We start from the raw sequence: 14,771 nt of genomic DNA on the forward strand, positions 1-14,771 counted from the left end.
AAAAGGGTTGCCCCATCAATTGGTGGGGCAACCCTTTATTAGAGTATTAATAGTATGTTGTGTAAAGACTATTCCACTTTATCTTTCTCGTCCCATCTTACAATCACTTTAACTGAATGACTCCGTTTATGTAGTTCTTCAGCGGCTTCTGCCACACACTTTTTTTGTAACTGTACTTGTTCGGCAAGAAAGCCTGTTTCCAGTTTAAATGTGACATCCGATTTTAAGGCAAGGCGCCGCTCAATCACCGGTCCGCTTATTTCAAAGGTCATCTCATTCTTTTTTTGTTCCAGCAGTGTAAGAGTTCCCCAGCCGGCTTCATCGAAAAACGATATCATTTCTTCTGATGACTGAAGGGGGAATTTCCGAGAGAGCTGTTTTCCACCCCAGTATAAAATATCGGGTGTATGCTTTCCTAAAATGTCTGGAATCAACATGTCACGTAAAATTTCATATCCGAAGATTGGAACGGACGGTTGATGTACTTCTTCTTTTTTCTGTTCCAAGTAAATCCCCTCTTTCTATAAAACTATTATATACATGAAAAGGGGAATTATCATCCCATACCTCGAAAAAATGACCATGGGATATTTTGGTGGTATAACTTTTATTTGATATTTATTTGAATTTTCGAACATTTAACAGGGTAATGCCTCATCTTTTTTGTTATCATTATATTAAAAATATTTTTGCGATATTGTCGAATTTATGTATACGTTTTCTTGACGCTTCCACTCCTTGGGAGTAAAATGAACATGTCACATAATTGTTACAATATAAAATATGTATCGTCGTCTAGTCATTCTTAGAAAATGCATTAGAAAGCGAATTCATATTTTATCATTAAGGGGGGTAAATCATGGCTGGAAATCGAGAATTTAATTATCGCAGGCTTCATTCATTGCTAGGTGTTATTCCAGTTGGATTATTTTTAACACAACATTTAGTCGTGAACCATTTTGCCACTGGTGGGGAAGAATCATTTAACCAAGCGGCACACTTTATGGAAAGTCTTCCTTTCCGTTATTTCCTTGAAATTTTTATCATCTTCCTTCCATTGTATTTCCATGCAATCTACGGAATTTACATTGCATTCACTTCTAAGAACAATGCAAGTAAGTTTGGCTATTTCCGTAACTGGATGTTCTTACTTCAACGTGTTTCCGGAGTAATCACATTTATTTTCGTTACATGGCATGTATGGGAAACGAGAGTTGCGGCAGCATTCGGAGCTGAAGTGAACTTTCAAATGATGGAAAACATCTTATCAAATCCATTCATGCTAGGATTTTATGTGCTGGGTGTTCTTTCAACAATCTTCCACTTTGCGAATGGTTTATGGTCATTCTGCGTAAGCTGGGGAATTACTGTTTCACCTCGTTCTCAATTAATTGCTACATATGTTACGATCGGAATTTTTGTAGCATTATCGGTTGTCGGTATGCGTGCAATTTTTGCTTTCGTATAAGAAGAAATAGATACAAGTCTAATAGATTAAGTAAGTGCTCTCGAAGTATGGTAGGAAAAGGAGTGAGTCACGATGAGTAAAGGGAAAATCATCGTTGTCGGTGGCGGTTTAGCCGGCCTGATGGCCACAATTAAAGCAGCAGAAAAAGGAACGCAAGTAGATTTATTCTCACTGGTACCCGTTAAGCGTTCTCACTCTGTATGTGCACAAGGTGGTATTAACGGAGCCGTTAATACGAAGGGAGAAGGAGATTCTCCTTGGGAACATTTTGATGATACAGTGTATGGTGGGGATTTCTTAGCGAATCAACCACCGGTTAAAGCAATGACTGAAGCTGCACCGGGAATTATTCATTTACTCGATCGTATGGGAGTAATGTTTAATCGTACACCGGAAGGGTTACTGGACTTCCGTCGTTTCGGTGGAACACAGCATCATAGAACCGCTTTTGCCGGTGCAACGACTGGGCAGCAATTATTATATGCTCTGGACGAGCAGGTTCGTCGTCATGAAGTAGCCGGACTAGTGGATAAATTCGAAGGTTGGGAATTCCTTGGCGTAGTGGTGGATGACGAAGGAGTGGCAAGAGGAATCGTTGCTCAAAACCTTCAAACAATGGAAATTAAATCGTTCGCAGCTGATGCCGTGATCATGGCAACTGGGGGCCCTGGAATTATCTTTGGTAAATCCACGAACTCTGTCATTAATACAGGTTCAGCTGCATCGATCGTATATCAACAAGGTGCTTACTATGCAAATGGTGAGTTCATTCAAATTCACCCGACGGCCATTCCAGGGGACGATAAGCTTCGCCTCATGAGTGAATCGGCCCGTGGTGAAGGTGGACGAGTCTGGACATATAAAGATGGTAAGCCGTGGTACTTCCTTGAAGAGAAGTATCCCGCATATGGAAACCTTGTACCACGTGATATCGCAACACGTGAAATCTTCGATGTGTGCGTAAACCAAAAGCTCGGTATTAACGGTGAAAACATGGTTTATCTTGATCTATCTCATAAAGATTCGAAAGAGCTTGATATCAAGCTTGGCGGAATCATTGAAATCTATGAGAAGTTCATGGGTGACGATCCGCGTAAAGTGCCAATGAAGATCTTCCCTGCCGTTCACTATTCTATGGGTGGACTATGGGTGGACTATGATCAAATGACAAATATCCCTGGATTATTCGCTGCTGGTGAGTGTGATTATTCTCAGCACGGGGGTAACCGCTTAGGAGCAAACTCATTACTATCCGCTATTTATGGTGGTATGGTTGCAGGTCCTAATGCCATTAAATATATCGAAGGCTTAGAAAAAACGGTTGAATCTGTACCTTCTTCTTTATTCGACCGCTATGTGAAACAGGAAGAAGAAAAATGGAACACGATCATGTCAATGAATGGTACTGAGAACGCCTATGTCATCCATAAAGAGCTTGGTGAGTGGATGACGGATAACGTAACCGTTGTACGTCATAACGATAAGCTTAAACAAACCGATGAAAAGATTCAGGAATTGATGGAACGTTACCAAAACATCAATATCAATGATACGGCTAAATGGAGCAACCAGGGGGCAACATTCACCCGTCAACTGTGGAACATGCTGCAGCTTGCACGTGTCATTACGATCGGTGCATTGAATCGTAACGAGAGCCGTGGAGCTCACTACAAACCTGACTTCCCTGAACGTAATGATGAAGAATTCCTGAAAACGACGATGGCAAAATACAATGCTGCGACGAATTCACCGGAATTCCACTACGAAGAAGTAGATACTTCGCTGATTGCACCACGTAAGCGTGACTATTCTAAGAAAAAAGGGGGAAATAAATGATGAGTGAAAACAAGAGAGTCCGTTTTATCATTACTCGTCAAGAAAGTCCGGAAGCAGCCCCTTTCCAAGAAGAGTTCGAGCTTGATTATCGTCCGAATATGAACGTCATTTCTGCATTGATGGAAATTCGTCGTAATCCGGTCAATGCAAAAGGGGAACAAACTACTCCGATCAACTGGGATATGAACTGTCTGGAAGAAGTATGTGGAGCATGTTCAATGGTGATCAACGGGAAACCAAGACAGTCTTGTACCGCTTTAGTTGATCAATTGGAACAGCCGATCCGCTTGGAGCCTATGCGCACTTTCCCTGTTGTCCGTGACCTGCAGGTAGACCGCAGTCGCATGTTCGACAGCTTGAAGAAAGTAAAAGCCTGGATTCCGATTGATGGAACATACGATCTTGGACCAGGACCTCGTATGCCTGAGAAGAAACGTCAATGGGCGTATGAATTATCGAAATGTATGACATGTGGTGTATGTTTGGAAGCATGTCCGAATGTAAACAGTAAATCGGACTTCATCGGTCCTGCTCCATTATCACAGGTTCGCTTGTTCAATGCCCATCCGACGGGTGCTATGAATCAGGATGAGCGACTTGAATCGATCATGGGCGACGGTGGCCTTGCAAATTGCGGGAACTCTCAAAACTGTGTTCAATCCTGTCCGAAGGGTATTCCTTTGACGACTTCGATCGCAGCACTGAACAGAGAGACAACTTTCCAAATGTTTAAAAACTTCTTCGGAAGCGACCATATGGTTGATTAATCTTAAAAGTCAAAAAGCACTTTCCTCATGGGGAGTGCTTTTTTTGTTCTTTATAGGTTTCTTATTTTTCAGAAAAAGCTTATAATAAATAATGAATGGTGATTCATTTTCTTATTCTATATTCATTTCCCAAAAGGAGGAGCCAACTTGAAACATTTTACATACATTGAAGATATAGAAACATGGCAAAAAGAATTTTCATTTTCAATCCATATTAACGTTCGATTTTCCGAGACTGATATGTTTGGACATATGAACAATACGATTCCATTCACTTATTTCGAAGAAGCTAGAATCGAATTTTTTAAACACAAAGGGTTTATGCAAAATTGGGTAAAACCTGATCATGAGACGATTCCTGTCGTCGCAGATTTACAATGTGATTTTCTAAAACAAGTATTCTTCGACGAACAGCTGAAGGTATGTGTGAAGGCAAATAGTGTGGGGAATTCTTCAGTAGATTTACACTATATGGGTCTGAATGAAAAAGAAGAGGTTTGCTTTACAGGTAGAGGAACCATGGTCCAAATATCGAAGCTGACTGGAAAAGGTGTCCCCTGGACGGAAGAAATGAAGGCAAAGCTTGACTGCAAAAGGGCGGTTTCTAGCCCTTCGTAGTGTGTGAATGAATCCATTGCCTATTTTTCATTTAACTTCCTCCTCTATGTCACTCTAAACCCTCCCTTCACATATGATATTCTGACGACCGACAATACCCATCCCCGCGGTTTAAAGCTGGCGAAGGCAAGGAGGGTTACCATAATTGAAGGACAATGATTTTACACACAAACCGTTGCTCACCAAAAGAGAAAAAGAAGTATTCGAACTGTTAGTTCAAGACAAAACAACTAAAGAAATAGCTAGTGATCTATTTATTAGCGAAAAAACAGTTCGAAATCATATTTCCAACGCCATGCAAAAGCTTGGAGTGAAGGGGCGATCTCAAGCTGTTGTAGAGCTTCTTCGCATGGGGGAACTCAAGCTTTAAAAGTAAGGGACTGATTCTGATGGCAAACAATTAACGGGTCTTCCGCGGATGCCTTTTAATGTTTGAATGAGATTCAGTCTCTTTTAGTTATGGGACATTCGAGAACTTGTCTTGAAATTTTATAACAAAAGAGCGAAAATGCTAGTAGGGGAAGTACAGGCTGTAAGCAATGTCACTTTTGTCCCATAATATAATAGAAGCTAAAACAGGAAGGTCTTATTGGATCGATTCCCGTTTTTAATAAGGAGTACATGTCTAGTTTCTGATTTAAAAAGGAGAGTAATCATGACGAATTCTAAAGAAGCCAAAGGAGATTTACAAGTTGTTGCAGATATTGAGAAAGACCTGCGATACATATCCTCTATCATCAAGCAAAAAGGAAGAGAAATCTTAAGTCAGTACACCATCACCCCTCCTCAGTTCATAGCCCTGCAGTGGTTATTTGAATATGGAGATATGACCATTGGTGATCTTTCCAATAAAATGTACCTGGCATGCAGCACCACAACGGATCTGGTTGATAGAATGGAGAAAAATCAGTTAGTGGAACGCGTGAAGGATGAGAATGATCGCCGGGTAGTCCGCATTCATATGTTAAAAGAGGGCGAAAGGATCATTGAAGAAGTCATCAATAAAAGGCAAGATTACTTACAGAGTGTCCTGACGGATTTCTCTGAACAGGAAGTGCTATTATTAAAAGGTAATTTAGCAAAACTTCATCAAGAAATGAAACCAGAATGAGGGAATAATGTGATTCAACCAATTGGCATCATTGATTCAGGGGTAGGGGGGCTGACCGTCGCTAAAGAAGTGATGAGGCAGTTACCTAAAGAGACCATCTATTATCTAGGAGACACAGCCCGTTGTCCCTACGGACCCAGAACAGCTCAAGAAGTGAAAACATTCACATGGGAAATGACCGAATATCTACTTCAATATGATATGAAAATGTTGATTATTGCTTGCAATACGGCCACTGCGGTCGTGTTAGATGAAATTCAAACCCATTTGGACATCCCGGTAATTGGCGTCATTCACCCCGGGGCGAGAGCGGCAATAAAGCACACTCATAATAAGAGGATCGGTGTGTTGGGGACAGTGGGAACGATTAATAGCGGCGCCTATGTAGAAGCTCTTCACTCCCTGCACGGCAGCCTGGATGTCACGTCACTTGCCTGTCCGAAATTCGTCCCCTTAGTAGAGAGTGGGGAATACAATAGCTCCATGGCGGCAGACATAGTGGAAGAGACTCTTCAACCCATTAAATATTCGGGTATTGATACGCTGATATTAGGGTGCACCCACTATCCGCTCTTACAGCCCAAGATCAAAGCCTACATGGGTCCGGAGATCAGTGTGATAAGCTCCGGGGATGAAACGGCACGGGAAGTGAGTACGATTCTTGATTATTACAATCTCCTATACAGGGGAGTGCAGCACCCACAGCATCGCTTTTTCACCACGGGGTCATCGGCCATTTTTTCAAGCATTGCCTCCGATTGGCTGACAGTGGGGGAAGTAAAAGCAGAAACCATTCGATTGCAGGATTAGTATCTTGTGGTCGGATGTTTTTTTGTCTCAAAAGGTTTTTATATCGTTTGTGCCTTAGTATAAAAGTTTAGGTCTATTTTTTTGACCAGGCTCGTATATATGTTAGTACAAACTGTCTTTTAGGAGGTTTCCCAATGGCGAAAAAAGCAAAGGTGTCAATAGCTGTAACGGTTTTAGCTTCTTCAGTGTATCTTTCAGGTTGTGGATTACTCAGTTTCGGTGATGATAAAGAAAAGATCGATCCTCCTCAAGATCTATCCTACTTAAAAGAAGGGGAAAAAGTGGATACGGCTAAAGGAGAAGACACAGAGAAAGAAGTGAGCAAGGAAGAAGCCAATGCCGAAACGGTCATGACCGAGCTTTATTTAATCGATAAAAACGGATATGTTGTCTCTCAATCATTGCCGCTTCCGGGTGAAGAAAGTGTGGCTAAGCAAGCTCTTGAATACCTGGTCGTGAACGGGCCGGTTCAAAACGTGCTGCCGAATGGGTTCAGAGCCGTTCTTCCCGCTGATACGCAAGTGACGGTGGATATTAAAGACGGGACGGCCATTGCAGATTTCTCTCCGGAATTCAATAACTACCAGCCTGAAGATGAGCAGAAAATTCTTCAATCCGTCACGTGGACGCTTACTCAATTTGAATCTGTGGAGAAAGTAGAGCTTAGGGTGAACGGTTATCCCCTGACTGAAATGCCTGTTAACGGAACACCGATCGATGAGAAAGGATTAACGAGAAAAGTAGGAATCAACGTGGATACTTCTGGTGTTGTGGATCCCACCTCCACTAAACCACTCACTGTTTATTACGTATCTCAAAGTGATGATAAAACGTATTACGTACCTGTCACCAAGCGCGTGAACTCAAATGCAGTGGATGAAGTCACGGCAGTGGTGAATGAATTAATTGATGGACCAGGATATTCATCTTCACTTGCAAGTGATTTTACAGGTGCAAAACTATTGGATGATCCGAAACTTGAGGATGGGACCGTTACACTGAATTTCAACGAAGCGGTTTATGGAAGCCTTGAAGAAAAAATGGTTTCTGAACATATGCTGAATTCCCTGGTTCTTTCTTTAACGGAGCAAAAAGGAATTAAAGGGGTCTCAGTACTGGTGAATGGTGAAGCGACGGCAGTGTCCAAAGACGGAAAAACCATCACAGAACCAGTGACAAGACCAGAAAATGTGAATGCAATTAGTTTTTAAATAACAATTTTTTGATATACTATAATAGAATCACACGAAAAGAGGTTGGCAGAATGCCGCCTCTTCTATTTTTGATTAGAACGATTTTACATAACGCACGAAAATACAGGAGGTAATGATATGAGAACAGATGGTAGAGAAAAGAATCAATTGCGTAATATTGAAATCGAGACGGATTATGTGAAGCATCCGGAAGGCTCAGTCTTAATAACGGTTGGAGAAACGAAGGTCATATGTAATGCCAGTATCGAAGAACGGGTGCCTCCTTTTATGAGAAACAGCGGAAAAGGGTGGATCACAGCTGAATATTCCATGCTGCCAAGAGCAACGGAAACAAGAAACATCCGAGAATCTTCCAAAGGGAAGGTTTCAGGAAGAACAATGGAAATTCAACGTCTTATCGGAAGGGCGTTAAGATCCGTTGTCGATCTGGACGCATTAGGGGAACGTACAATCTGGATTGATTGTGATGTCATTCAAGCAGACGGCGGGACAAGGACAGCTTCGATCACGGGAGCTTTCGTTGCCACAGCAATCGCAGTGGCAAAACTTCAAGACAGCAAAAAAATCTCTTCTTTCCCACTGAAAAGTTTCTTAGCAGCTACAAGCGTGGGGATTGTTGAAGAGCATGGAGCGGTTCTTGACTTGAATTACATTGAAGATAGCAGTGCATTAGTGGATATGAACATCATCATGACGGGTGAAGGTGAATTTGTAGAGCTGCAGGGAACAGGAGAAGAAGCAACCTTCACGATGGACCAACTGCACCAACTGTTAAAGCTTGGACAAGAAGGAATCCACGAGCTATTCCAAATTCAGCAACAATCATTAGGAGATATAGTAAAAAGATTTCAATAAAGGGATGGGACTTCAATGACAAAACGAGTGATCATAGCCACGAAAAACAGGGGAAAAGCAAAAGAATTTCAACATATGTTTGCTCCATACGGGTATGAGGTACAAACATTACTAGACCTTCCTCACATTGAGGATGTTGAAGAAACTGGAGAAACGTTTGAGGAAAATGCCATACTAAAGGCTGAAACGGTTGCAGAGGAATTAGGTGAACTGGTGATCGCCGATGATTCAGGTTTGGCCATTGATGCCCTTGAAGGTCGCCCGGGGGTGTATTCCGCACGTTATGCCGGTGAAGAAAAGAGTGACGAAGCGAATATGGAGAAGGTCTTACGTGAACTTGAAGCTGTAAAGGCCACCGACCGTACCGCTCGTTTCCACTGCGTTTTAGCGATTGCCGGCCCAGATATGGAAACCAGGACCGTTACAGGAACATGCGAAGGATTGATTTTGGAAGAGAAGACGGGAACGAATGGGTTTGGGTACGATCCCATTTTCTACGTTCCGACTCTTCAAAGATCCATGGCTGAATTAACTCCGGACGAGAAGAGTCAAATCAGCCATCGTGGAAATGCCTTGAAAAAACTAAAGGACATAATCTCAGACTTTATTTAAAGGGTGAGCGAAATGAAACTATTGGTTGTAAGTGATAGTCACGGTTCAAAAGAAGAGCTATTGGAACTAACGGAGAAATATCATTCTTCCGTAGATGCCATGGTACACTGCGGAGATTCTGAATTAAGTGCAGATGATCCGGCATTAGCCCCCTACCTTGTAGTGAGGGGGAACTGTGATATGGATGCGAGGCTACCCGACGACCTTATAGAGAAGGTAGATGGCCATCCAATCATGGTGACTCACGGTCATCTGTATGGCATTAAAATGTCACTCATGAAGCTGCGTTATAAAGCTGAAGAAGTAGGAGCACAATTTGTTTTCTTTGGACACTCCCATACGTTAGGCGCAGAATTAAATAATGGCATATTGTTTTTAAATCCGGGCAGCATTCTTTTACCACGGGGAAGAAGAGAGCGCACCTACGCCTTAGTAGAGGCAAGGGATCAAGAGATAAAGGTAACATTCCTGACTCATGATCATGTGGCACTGGACGGATTGACCCAAACATTTCAACTGTAAAACCATTGTTTAGAACCTGCTCCGGCGGGTTCTTTACATATGGATATTACATGACAAAACGATAGCTGAAAATAAAATAAAACTTTTTTTGAAAATCTGTTGACTTATTGATGCTATGTGAATATAATAAATATTGTCCTTGATAAACAAATCAAGAAAAAACAAATCACGTCCCAGTAGCTCAGCAGGATAGAGCAACGGCCTTCTAAGCCGTCGGTCGGGAGTTCGAATCTCTCCTGGGACGCCATAAATCCTACATATACAAAGCTTGCCTGCATTGGGTGAGCTTTTTTTGTTATCTAAAAGATATCGTGCTAAACTAATACAAACTAACAGTATAGGCAGGTACGTTTTATGACTAAGGGAAACCAAGAAGGAAAAGGAAAGATTGTACAGTTTCCAGGATTGAAGGAACGGCTGCTGGAAAAAGGGGTGCAGGCTTTGGAAAAAGGGGAGGCTCATGAATCCTCTCAGCTCCTCACTCAAGCCTATGAATTAGAACCGGATAACCCGGATATCAATACAGCGCTCGTATTATCACTCTATGAAAGCAAGCAGTACGACAAGGCAAGATACATATGCAAAGAGATGCTCCTTGAAGGAATCGGCGATTATTTCGAGGTCGTTGATATGTATTTGATGATACTCATCCAGCTTCATCAGCACAGAGAAGTGGTCGATACGATCAATGCCCTGTTTGACGAAAAAGAAGTACCCTTTGAAAAGGAAGAACATTTCAGGAAGCTTCTCCAGTTCAGTGAGAAGGTAGTGAACGGGAAAGCGGCTGTTCCTGAAAAAGAAGCATCGGAAGAAGAGCAAACCTCTATCTTGACAGGGAAGAGCCTGGAGGAACAGACGTTGATCGTGGCACAGCTCGTTCATCGTAATATTCAGCCCTTCGCAGGTGAGCTGCAAGCGGTTTTAATGGATCCTGCTGCACATCCATTTTTACAAACGATGATCTTAAATGTTTTAAGAGAGCATGGAATGGATAAAGAAGTAGTTGTGGCGAAGTTTGGGATGGAAGAGCGGGTTTCTCCTTCCGCTTTGGAAGATGTGTTTGAGTCTGATTTCTTCACCAAGGTCACAGAATCCCTGGATGATCTCTTGGCGCAGACGAATCCTACGCTATTTCAGCACGCACAAGAATTATTGAAACGACATGCCTTTCTACTCTATCCTTTTACATTGGAGGAGGAGCCGAGCGAAGTCGCTTCGATGTATGCATACTACACAGCGGGGATGTTTTCGGATGCGATCCTTGAAGAAGAGTTAAAAGATCAGGTTGAAAACACAAAATCTAAAGGGATTCTATCAAGACTTGCGGAACTAGAGGAAATTTCCTCTCCTAATATTTAAATGCTCTCTGTTGAAAGACAGTGGCTGTATGTTATAATGTAATGGTTGTAATGTAAAAGTTTTTCATATATTTACGATGATAGTGCTAGATTCATACGGGACTATCTACTACTATGCGTAAAAAATTCAAGATCAATTATAGATTGTTGGAGGGAACAGTATGTCTGCAAAATGGGAAAAACAAGAAGGAAACCAAGGAGTTCTTACAATTGAAGTAGAAGCTGCAAAAGTAAACGAAGGTTTGGACGCAGCGTTCAAAAAAGTTGTAAAGCAGGTTAACGTACCAGGATTCCGTAAAGGGAAAATGCCTCGCGGTATGTTCGAAAAGCGCTTTGGAGTAGAATCACTTTATCAAGATGCATTAGATTTCATCTTACCTGAAGCGTATGCGAAAGCAATCGAAGAAACTGGAATCGATCCAATCGACCGTCCGGAAATCGATGTTGAGCAAATGGAAAAAGGCAAAGATCTAATCTTCACTGCTAAAGTACAAGTGAAACCAGAAGTGAAACTTGGTGATTACAAAGGTCTTGAAGTAGAAAAAATGGAAACAGAAGTAACAGCTGAAGATGTAGAAGCTGAACTTACTTCACTTCAAGAAAAACAAGCTGAGCTTGCTGTTAAAGAAGAAGGAAAAGCTGAAGAAGGCGACACAGTAACAATGGATTTCGAAGGATTCGTTGACGGTGAAGCATTCGAAGGCGGACAAGCTGAGAACTATTCTCTTGAATTAGGATCAGGTCAATTCATCCCAGGTTTCGAAGAGCAATTAGTTGGTGTGACGGCTGGAGAAGAGAAAGAAGTTGAAGTTTCTTTCCCAGAAGAGTATCATGCAGCTGAACTTGCTGGAAAACCTGCTACATTCAAAGTGAAAGTTCACGAAATCAAAGCGAAAGAACTTCCAGCATTAGACGATGAGTTCGCTAAAGACGCAGATGAAGAAGTTGAAACGCTTGCTGAACTTAAAGAAAAAATCGAAAAACGTCTTCAAGAGTCTAAAAAGAACGAAGCTGAAACAGCAGTTCGTGAAACTCTTGTAAATAAAGCTTCTGAAAATGCTGAAGTAGAAATTCCAGAAGTAATGGTTACTGCTGAAGTAGACCGCATGATGCAAGAATTCGGTCAACGTCTTCAAATGCAAGGTATGAACCTTGACCTATACTTCCAATTCTCTGGTCAAACAGAAGAAGATCTTCGCGGTCAAATGACAGAAGATGCTGGTAAACGCGTTCGCACAAACCTTACACTAGAAGCAATCGCGGCAGCTGAAAACCTTGAAGTTACTGACGAAGAAGCAGAAGAAGAAGTAAACAAAATGGCTGAACAATACAACATGTCTGCAGACAACATCAAACAAGCTCTAGGCGGCCTTGACACACTTAAAGCTGACCTGAAAGTTCGTAAAGCAGTAGAATTCCTTGTTGAAAACAGCAAAACTGTAGCATAATAAAAATAGCAAACAAGGCGCGATTCATTCGTGCCTTGTTTTGTACAATGAAGCGGATATAACCCGTGATTTGGCTCATTCGTGAGAAACGAATGTTTCTCACGCTTTTCAGCAAAGCTGAAAAGTAGCCATAATCATCAAAAGCGAAAGAGCAAACGAGTTTGCTCTATCGCTTTTGATGATTATGGCGTAAATGAGCCAAATCACTACGCTTCACCTAATAAGTTTTTAATTGTTTGATCAATCAAGAATAAGAACCACTATTTTTGGAAAAAGCTTATTAGACGGAGTTAATAATTTTTCACCATGAACATACATAACCAGATTCCTTACATCACCAAGCGTCAATTGGACAACATACTAATTAGCAATGTAAAATATTTGCTAAAATGCTCATTACATAATAAGATGATTCTTAAGAATCGTATCAATTTCTTTACGAACATATAATATGATAAAATGCAGTACATAACTTTAGGTAATAGGGATGTAAGGAATCGTTCGTTTGATGAAACAGAGCACGATTTTATGAAGTTTTAACTAAGGGGTGAAATTCATTGTTTAAATTTAATGATGAAAAAGGACAACTAAAATGTTCTTTTTGCGGAAAAACACAAGACCAAGTTCGTAAACTAGTCGCTGGACCAGGTGTGTATATCTGTGATGAGTGTATCGAACTTTGTACTGAAATCGTAGAAGAAGAGCTAGGTACAGAAGAAGAAGTAGAATTCAAAGACGTTCCTAAGCCTCGTGAAATCCGGGAAATCCTCGACGAGTACGTAATTGGACAGGAACAAGCCAAGAAATCTCTGGCTGTAGCCGTATACAACCATTACAAGCGTATCAACTCAAGCAGCAAAGTCGACGATGTTGAACTGTCTAAGAGTAATATCGCGATGATCGGTCCGACAGGTAGCGGTAAAACCCTACTGGCACAAACACTTGCACGTATTCTGAACGTACCATTCGCGATTGCGGATGCCACTTCTTTAACAGAAGCCGGTTACGTAGGGGAAGACGTAGAGAATATTCTATTGAAATTGATCCAGGCAGCTGATTACGATGTAGAAAAAGCTGAAAAAGGCATCATCTACATCGATGAAATCGATAAAGTAGCACGTAAATCTGAAAATCCATCCATCACTAGAGACGTTTCAGGTGAAGGTGTTCAACAGGCACTTCTGAAAATTCTTGAAGGTACAGTGGCGAGCGTTCCGCCTCAAGGCGGCCGTAAGCATCCTCATCAGGAATTCATCCAGATTGATACGTCCAATGTACTATTCATTTGCGGTGGTGCTTTTGATGGAATCGAACAAATCATTAAACGCCGCTTAGGTCAAAAGGTGATCGGTTTCGGTTCTGATCCTAAAAACGCAGAAGTAAAAGAAGACAAATCCCTTCTTTCTAAAGTTGTACCTGAAGATCTATTGAAGTTTGGTTTAATTCCAGAATTCATCGGTCGTTTACCAGTGATTTCAAGCCTCGAGCCTCTTGATGAGGAAGCGCTGGTCGAAATCCTGACAAAGCCTAAAAATGCGTTAGTAAAACAATATCAAAAAATGCTTGAATTAGATGATGTAGAGCTTGAGTTCACTGAAGATGCCCTTCTTGAAATCTCTAAAAAAGCAATCGAGCGCAAAACGGGTGCCCGTGGATTACGTTCTATCATCGAAACCATGATGCTGGATGTGATGTTCGATCTTCCTTCCCGTGATGATATTAAAAAATGTATCATTACAAAAGAAACAATCCTTGAAGATGCGGCTCCACATCTAATGCTCGAAGATGGAACCATGATCGACCCGAACGAAGAAAAAACATCAGCTTAATAGCTTAAAGTAAAGCCAAGAATGATTTTTCATTCTTGGCTTTTTTAATCCATAAACAGCTCTGGAGATTGACTCTTGAGGGGTAACTGCACAGAAGAGCTACTGGCTTTACATTGAAACTCAATAAAGGAGCTATCTTTATGATGTTATTTGGTGTTCCTTTTAGATCATATAGGTAATAACTTTTTTGTGTTTGTCTTTCCGTCATTAGGGAGTCGGAATAGAAGCACAGAGTGGATTGTAGCGGAAGGCACTTGACTCCTGCGGGAAATAGAGGAAAGGTCTAGACCCCGCAGGGCAAAGCTGAGCTGCCCCCCTATTGT

Annotated in this window: 15 protein-coding genes and 1 tRNA gene; 15 read left to right on the top strand and 1 reads right to left on the bottom strand. The window is 41.5% G+C overall.

The features are described 5' to 3' along the window. Positions 1-68: 68 nt before the first annotated feature. Entirely contained in the window at positions 69-506 is a 438-nt protein-coding gene (locus TV75_RS19565) for a YslB family protein (protein ID WP_044340477.1), read from the bottom strand. Between the two features lie 353 nt (positions 507-859). Here TV75_RS19565 and TV75_RS19570 point away from each other — a divergent pair, with 353 nt between their 5' ends. From TV75_RS19570 to clpX, 15 genes are all read left to right on the top strand, one after another. Further along, positions 860-1,468, top strand: a complete 609-nt coding sequence (locus tag TV75_RS19570) for a succinate dehydrogenase cytochrome b558 subunit (protein ID WP_044340478.1) — start codon at positions 860-862, stop codon at positions 1,466-1,468. Between the two features lie 72 nt (positions 1,469-1,540). Next, the gene (gene sdhA / locus TV75_RS19575) at positions 1,541-3,304 is read left to right on the top strand and encodes a succinate dehydrogenase flavoprotein subunit (protein WP_044340479.1); all 1,764 of its coding nucleotides are present in this window, start codon (positions 1,541-1,543) and stop codon (positions 3,302-3,304) included. Beyond that, positions 3,304-4,071 carry a succinate dehydrogenase iron-sulfur subunit gene (sdhB, locus tag TV75_RS19580; protein WP_044340496.1) on the top strand — a complete coding sequence of 256 codons (768 nt, stop codon included), beginning with the start codon at positions 3,304-3,306 and terminating at the stop codon, positions 4,069-4,071. The genes sdhA and sdhB overlap by 1 nt, the downstream gene beginning before the upstream one ends. Positions 4,072-4,218: 147 nt before the next feature. Further along, on the top strand, positions 4,219-4,689 hold the full coding sequence (locus TV75_RS19585; protein WP_044340480.1) for an acyl-CoA thioesterase: 471 nt from the start codon (positions 4,219-4,221) through the stop codon (positions 4,687-4,689). A 145-nt stretch (positions 4,690-4,834) separates the two neighbouring features. Further along, positions 4,835-5,059: a helix-turn-helix domain-containing protein gene (locus TV75_RS19590; RefSeq protein WP_032087424.1), complete on the top strand. Its 225-nt coding sequence runs from the start codon at positions 4,835-4,837 to the stop codon at positions 5,057-5,059. 285 nt (positions 5,060-5,344) lie between these two features. Next, positions 5,345-5,800 carry a MarR family winged helix-turn-helix transcriptional regulator gene (locus TV75_RS19595; protein WP_044340481.1) on the top strand — a complete coding sequence of 152 codons (456 nt, stop codon included), beginning with the start codon at positions 5,345-5,347 and terminating at the stop codon, positions 5,798-5,800. A 9-nt stretch (positions 5,801-5,809) separates the two neighbouring features. Further along, positions 5,810-6,610 (top strand): glutamate racemase, encoded by an 801-nt coding sequence (gene racE / locus TV75_RS19600; RefSeq protein ID WP_044340482.1) that lies wholly within the window; start codon positions 5,810-5,812, stop codon positions 6,608-6,610. A gap of 134 nt (positions 6,611-6,744) precedes the next feature. Further along, positions 6,745-7,821, top strand: a complete 1,077-nt coding sequence (locus tag TV75_RS19605; RefSeq protein WP_044340483.1) for a GerMN domain-containing protein — start codon at positions 6,745-6,747, stop codon at positions 7,819-7,821. A 120-nt stretch (positions 7,822-7,941) separates the two neighbouring features. Next, positions 7,942-8,679 (top strand): ribonuclease PH, encoded by a 738-nt coding sequence (gene rph, locus TV75_RS19610; protein WP_044340484.1) that lies wholly within the window; start codon positions 7,942-7,944, stop codon positions 8,677-8,679. Positions 8,680-8,694: 15 nt separating this feature from the next. Next, positions 8,695-9,291: an XTP/dITP diphosphatase gene (locus TV75_RS19615; protein WP_044340485.1), complete on the top strand. Its 597-nt coding sequence runs from the start codon at positions 8,695-8,697 to the stop codon at positions 9,289-9,291. 12 nt (positions 9,292-9,303) lie between these two features. Continuing rightward, a complete protein-coding gene (locus TV75_RS19620; protein ID WP_044340486.1) occupies positions 9,304-9,813 on the top strand; it encodes a metallophosphoesterase in 510 nt (169 codons plus the stop codon). A gap of 170 nt (positions 9,814-9,983) precedes the next feature. Then, positions 9,984-10,060 (top strand) — tRNA-Arg (locus TV75_RS19625). A 107-nt stretch (positions 10,061-10,167) separates the two neighbouring features. Next, positions 10,168-11,172, top strand: coding sequence for a tetratricopeptide repeat protein (locus TV75_RS19630; protein WP_044340487.1), 1,005 nt, complete (start codon positions 10,168-10,170; stop codon positions 11,170-11,172). A 160-nt stretch (positions 11,173-11,332) separates the two neighbouring features. Next, positions 11,333-12,619, top strand: coding sequence for a trigger factor (gene tig, locus TV75_RS19635; protein WP_044340488.1), 1,287 nt, complete (start codon positions 11,333-11,335; stop codon positions 12,617-12,619). A 557-nt stretch (positions 12,620-13,176) separates the two neighbouring features. After that, complete coding sequence (gene clpX, locus TV75_RS19640; RefSeq protein ID WP_044340489.1) at positions 13,177-14,448, top strand: ATP-dependent protease ATP-binding subunit ClpX; 1,272 nt, start codon at positions 13,177-13,179, stop codon at positions 14,446-14,448. Positions 14,449-14,771: the final 323 nt, after the last annotated feature.

The sequence above is a fragment of the Rossellomorea aquimaris genome (assembly GCF_000935355.1).
GTDB lineage: Bacteria > Bacillota > Bacilli > Bacillales > Bacillaceae_B > Rossellomorea > Rossellomorea aquimaris_B.

Excerpts from the sequence above, each read along its gene's own strand:
- TV75_RS19630 (WP_044340487.1), top strand. The coding sequence starts at position 10,168 with ATGACTAAGGGAAACCAAGAAGGAAAAGGAAAGATTGTACAGTTTCCA.
- rph (WP_044340484.1), top strand. The coding sequence starts at position 7,942 with ATGAGAACAGATGGTAGAGAAAAGAATCAATTGCGTAATATTGAAATC.
- sdhB (WP_044340496.1), top strand. The coding sequence starts at position 3,304 with ATGAGTGAAAACAAGAGAGTCCGTTTTATCATTACTCGTCAAGAAAGT.
- TV75_RS19615 (WP_044340485.1), top strand. The coding sequence starts at position 8,695 with ATGACAAAACGAGTGATCATAGCCACGAAAAACAGGGGAAAAGCAAAA.
- sdhA (WP_044340479.1), top strand. The coding sequence starts at position 1,541 with ATGAGTAAAGGGAAAATCATCGTTGTCGGTGGCGGTTTAGCCGGCCTG.
- TV75_RS19620 (WP_044340486.1), top strand. The coding sequence starts at position 9,304 with ATGAAACTATTGGTTGTAAGTGATAGTCACGGTTCAAAAGAAGAGCTA.
- tig (WP_044340488.1), top strand. The coding sequence starts at position 11,333 with ATGTCTGCAAAATGGGAAAAACAAGAAGGAAACCAAGGAGTTCTTACA.
- TV75_RS19595 (WP_044340481.1), top strand. The coding sequence starts at position 5,345 with ATGACGAATTCTAAAGAAGCCAAAGGAGATTTACAAGTTGTTGCAGAT.
- TV75_RS19570 (WP_044340478.1), top strand. The coding sequence starts at position 860 with ATGGCTGGAAATCGAGAATTTAATTATCGCAGGCTTCATTCATTGCTA.
- TV75_RS19605 (WP_044340483.1), top strand. The coding sequence starts at position 6,745 with ATGGCGAAAAAAGCAAAGGTGTCAATAGCTGTAACGGTTTTAGCTTCT.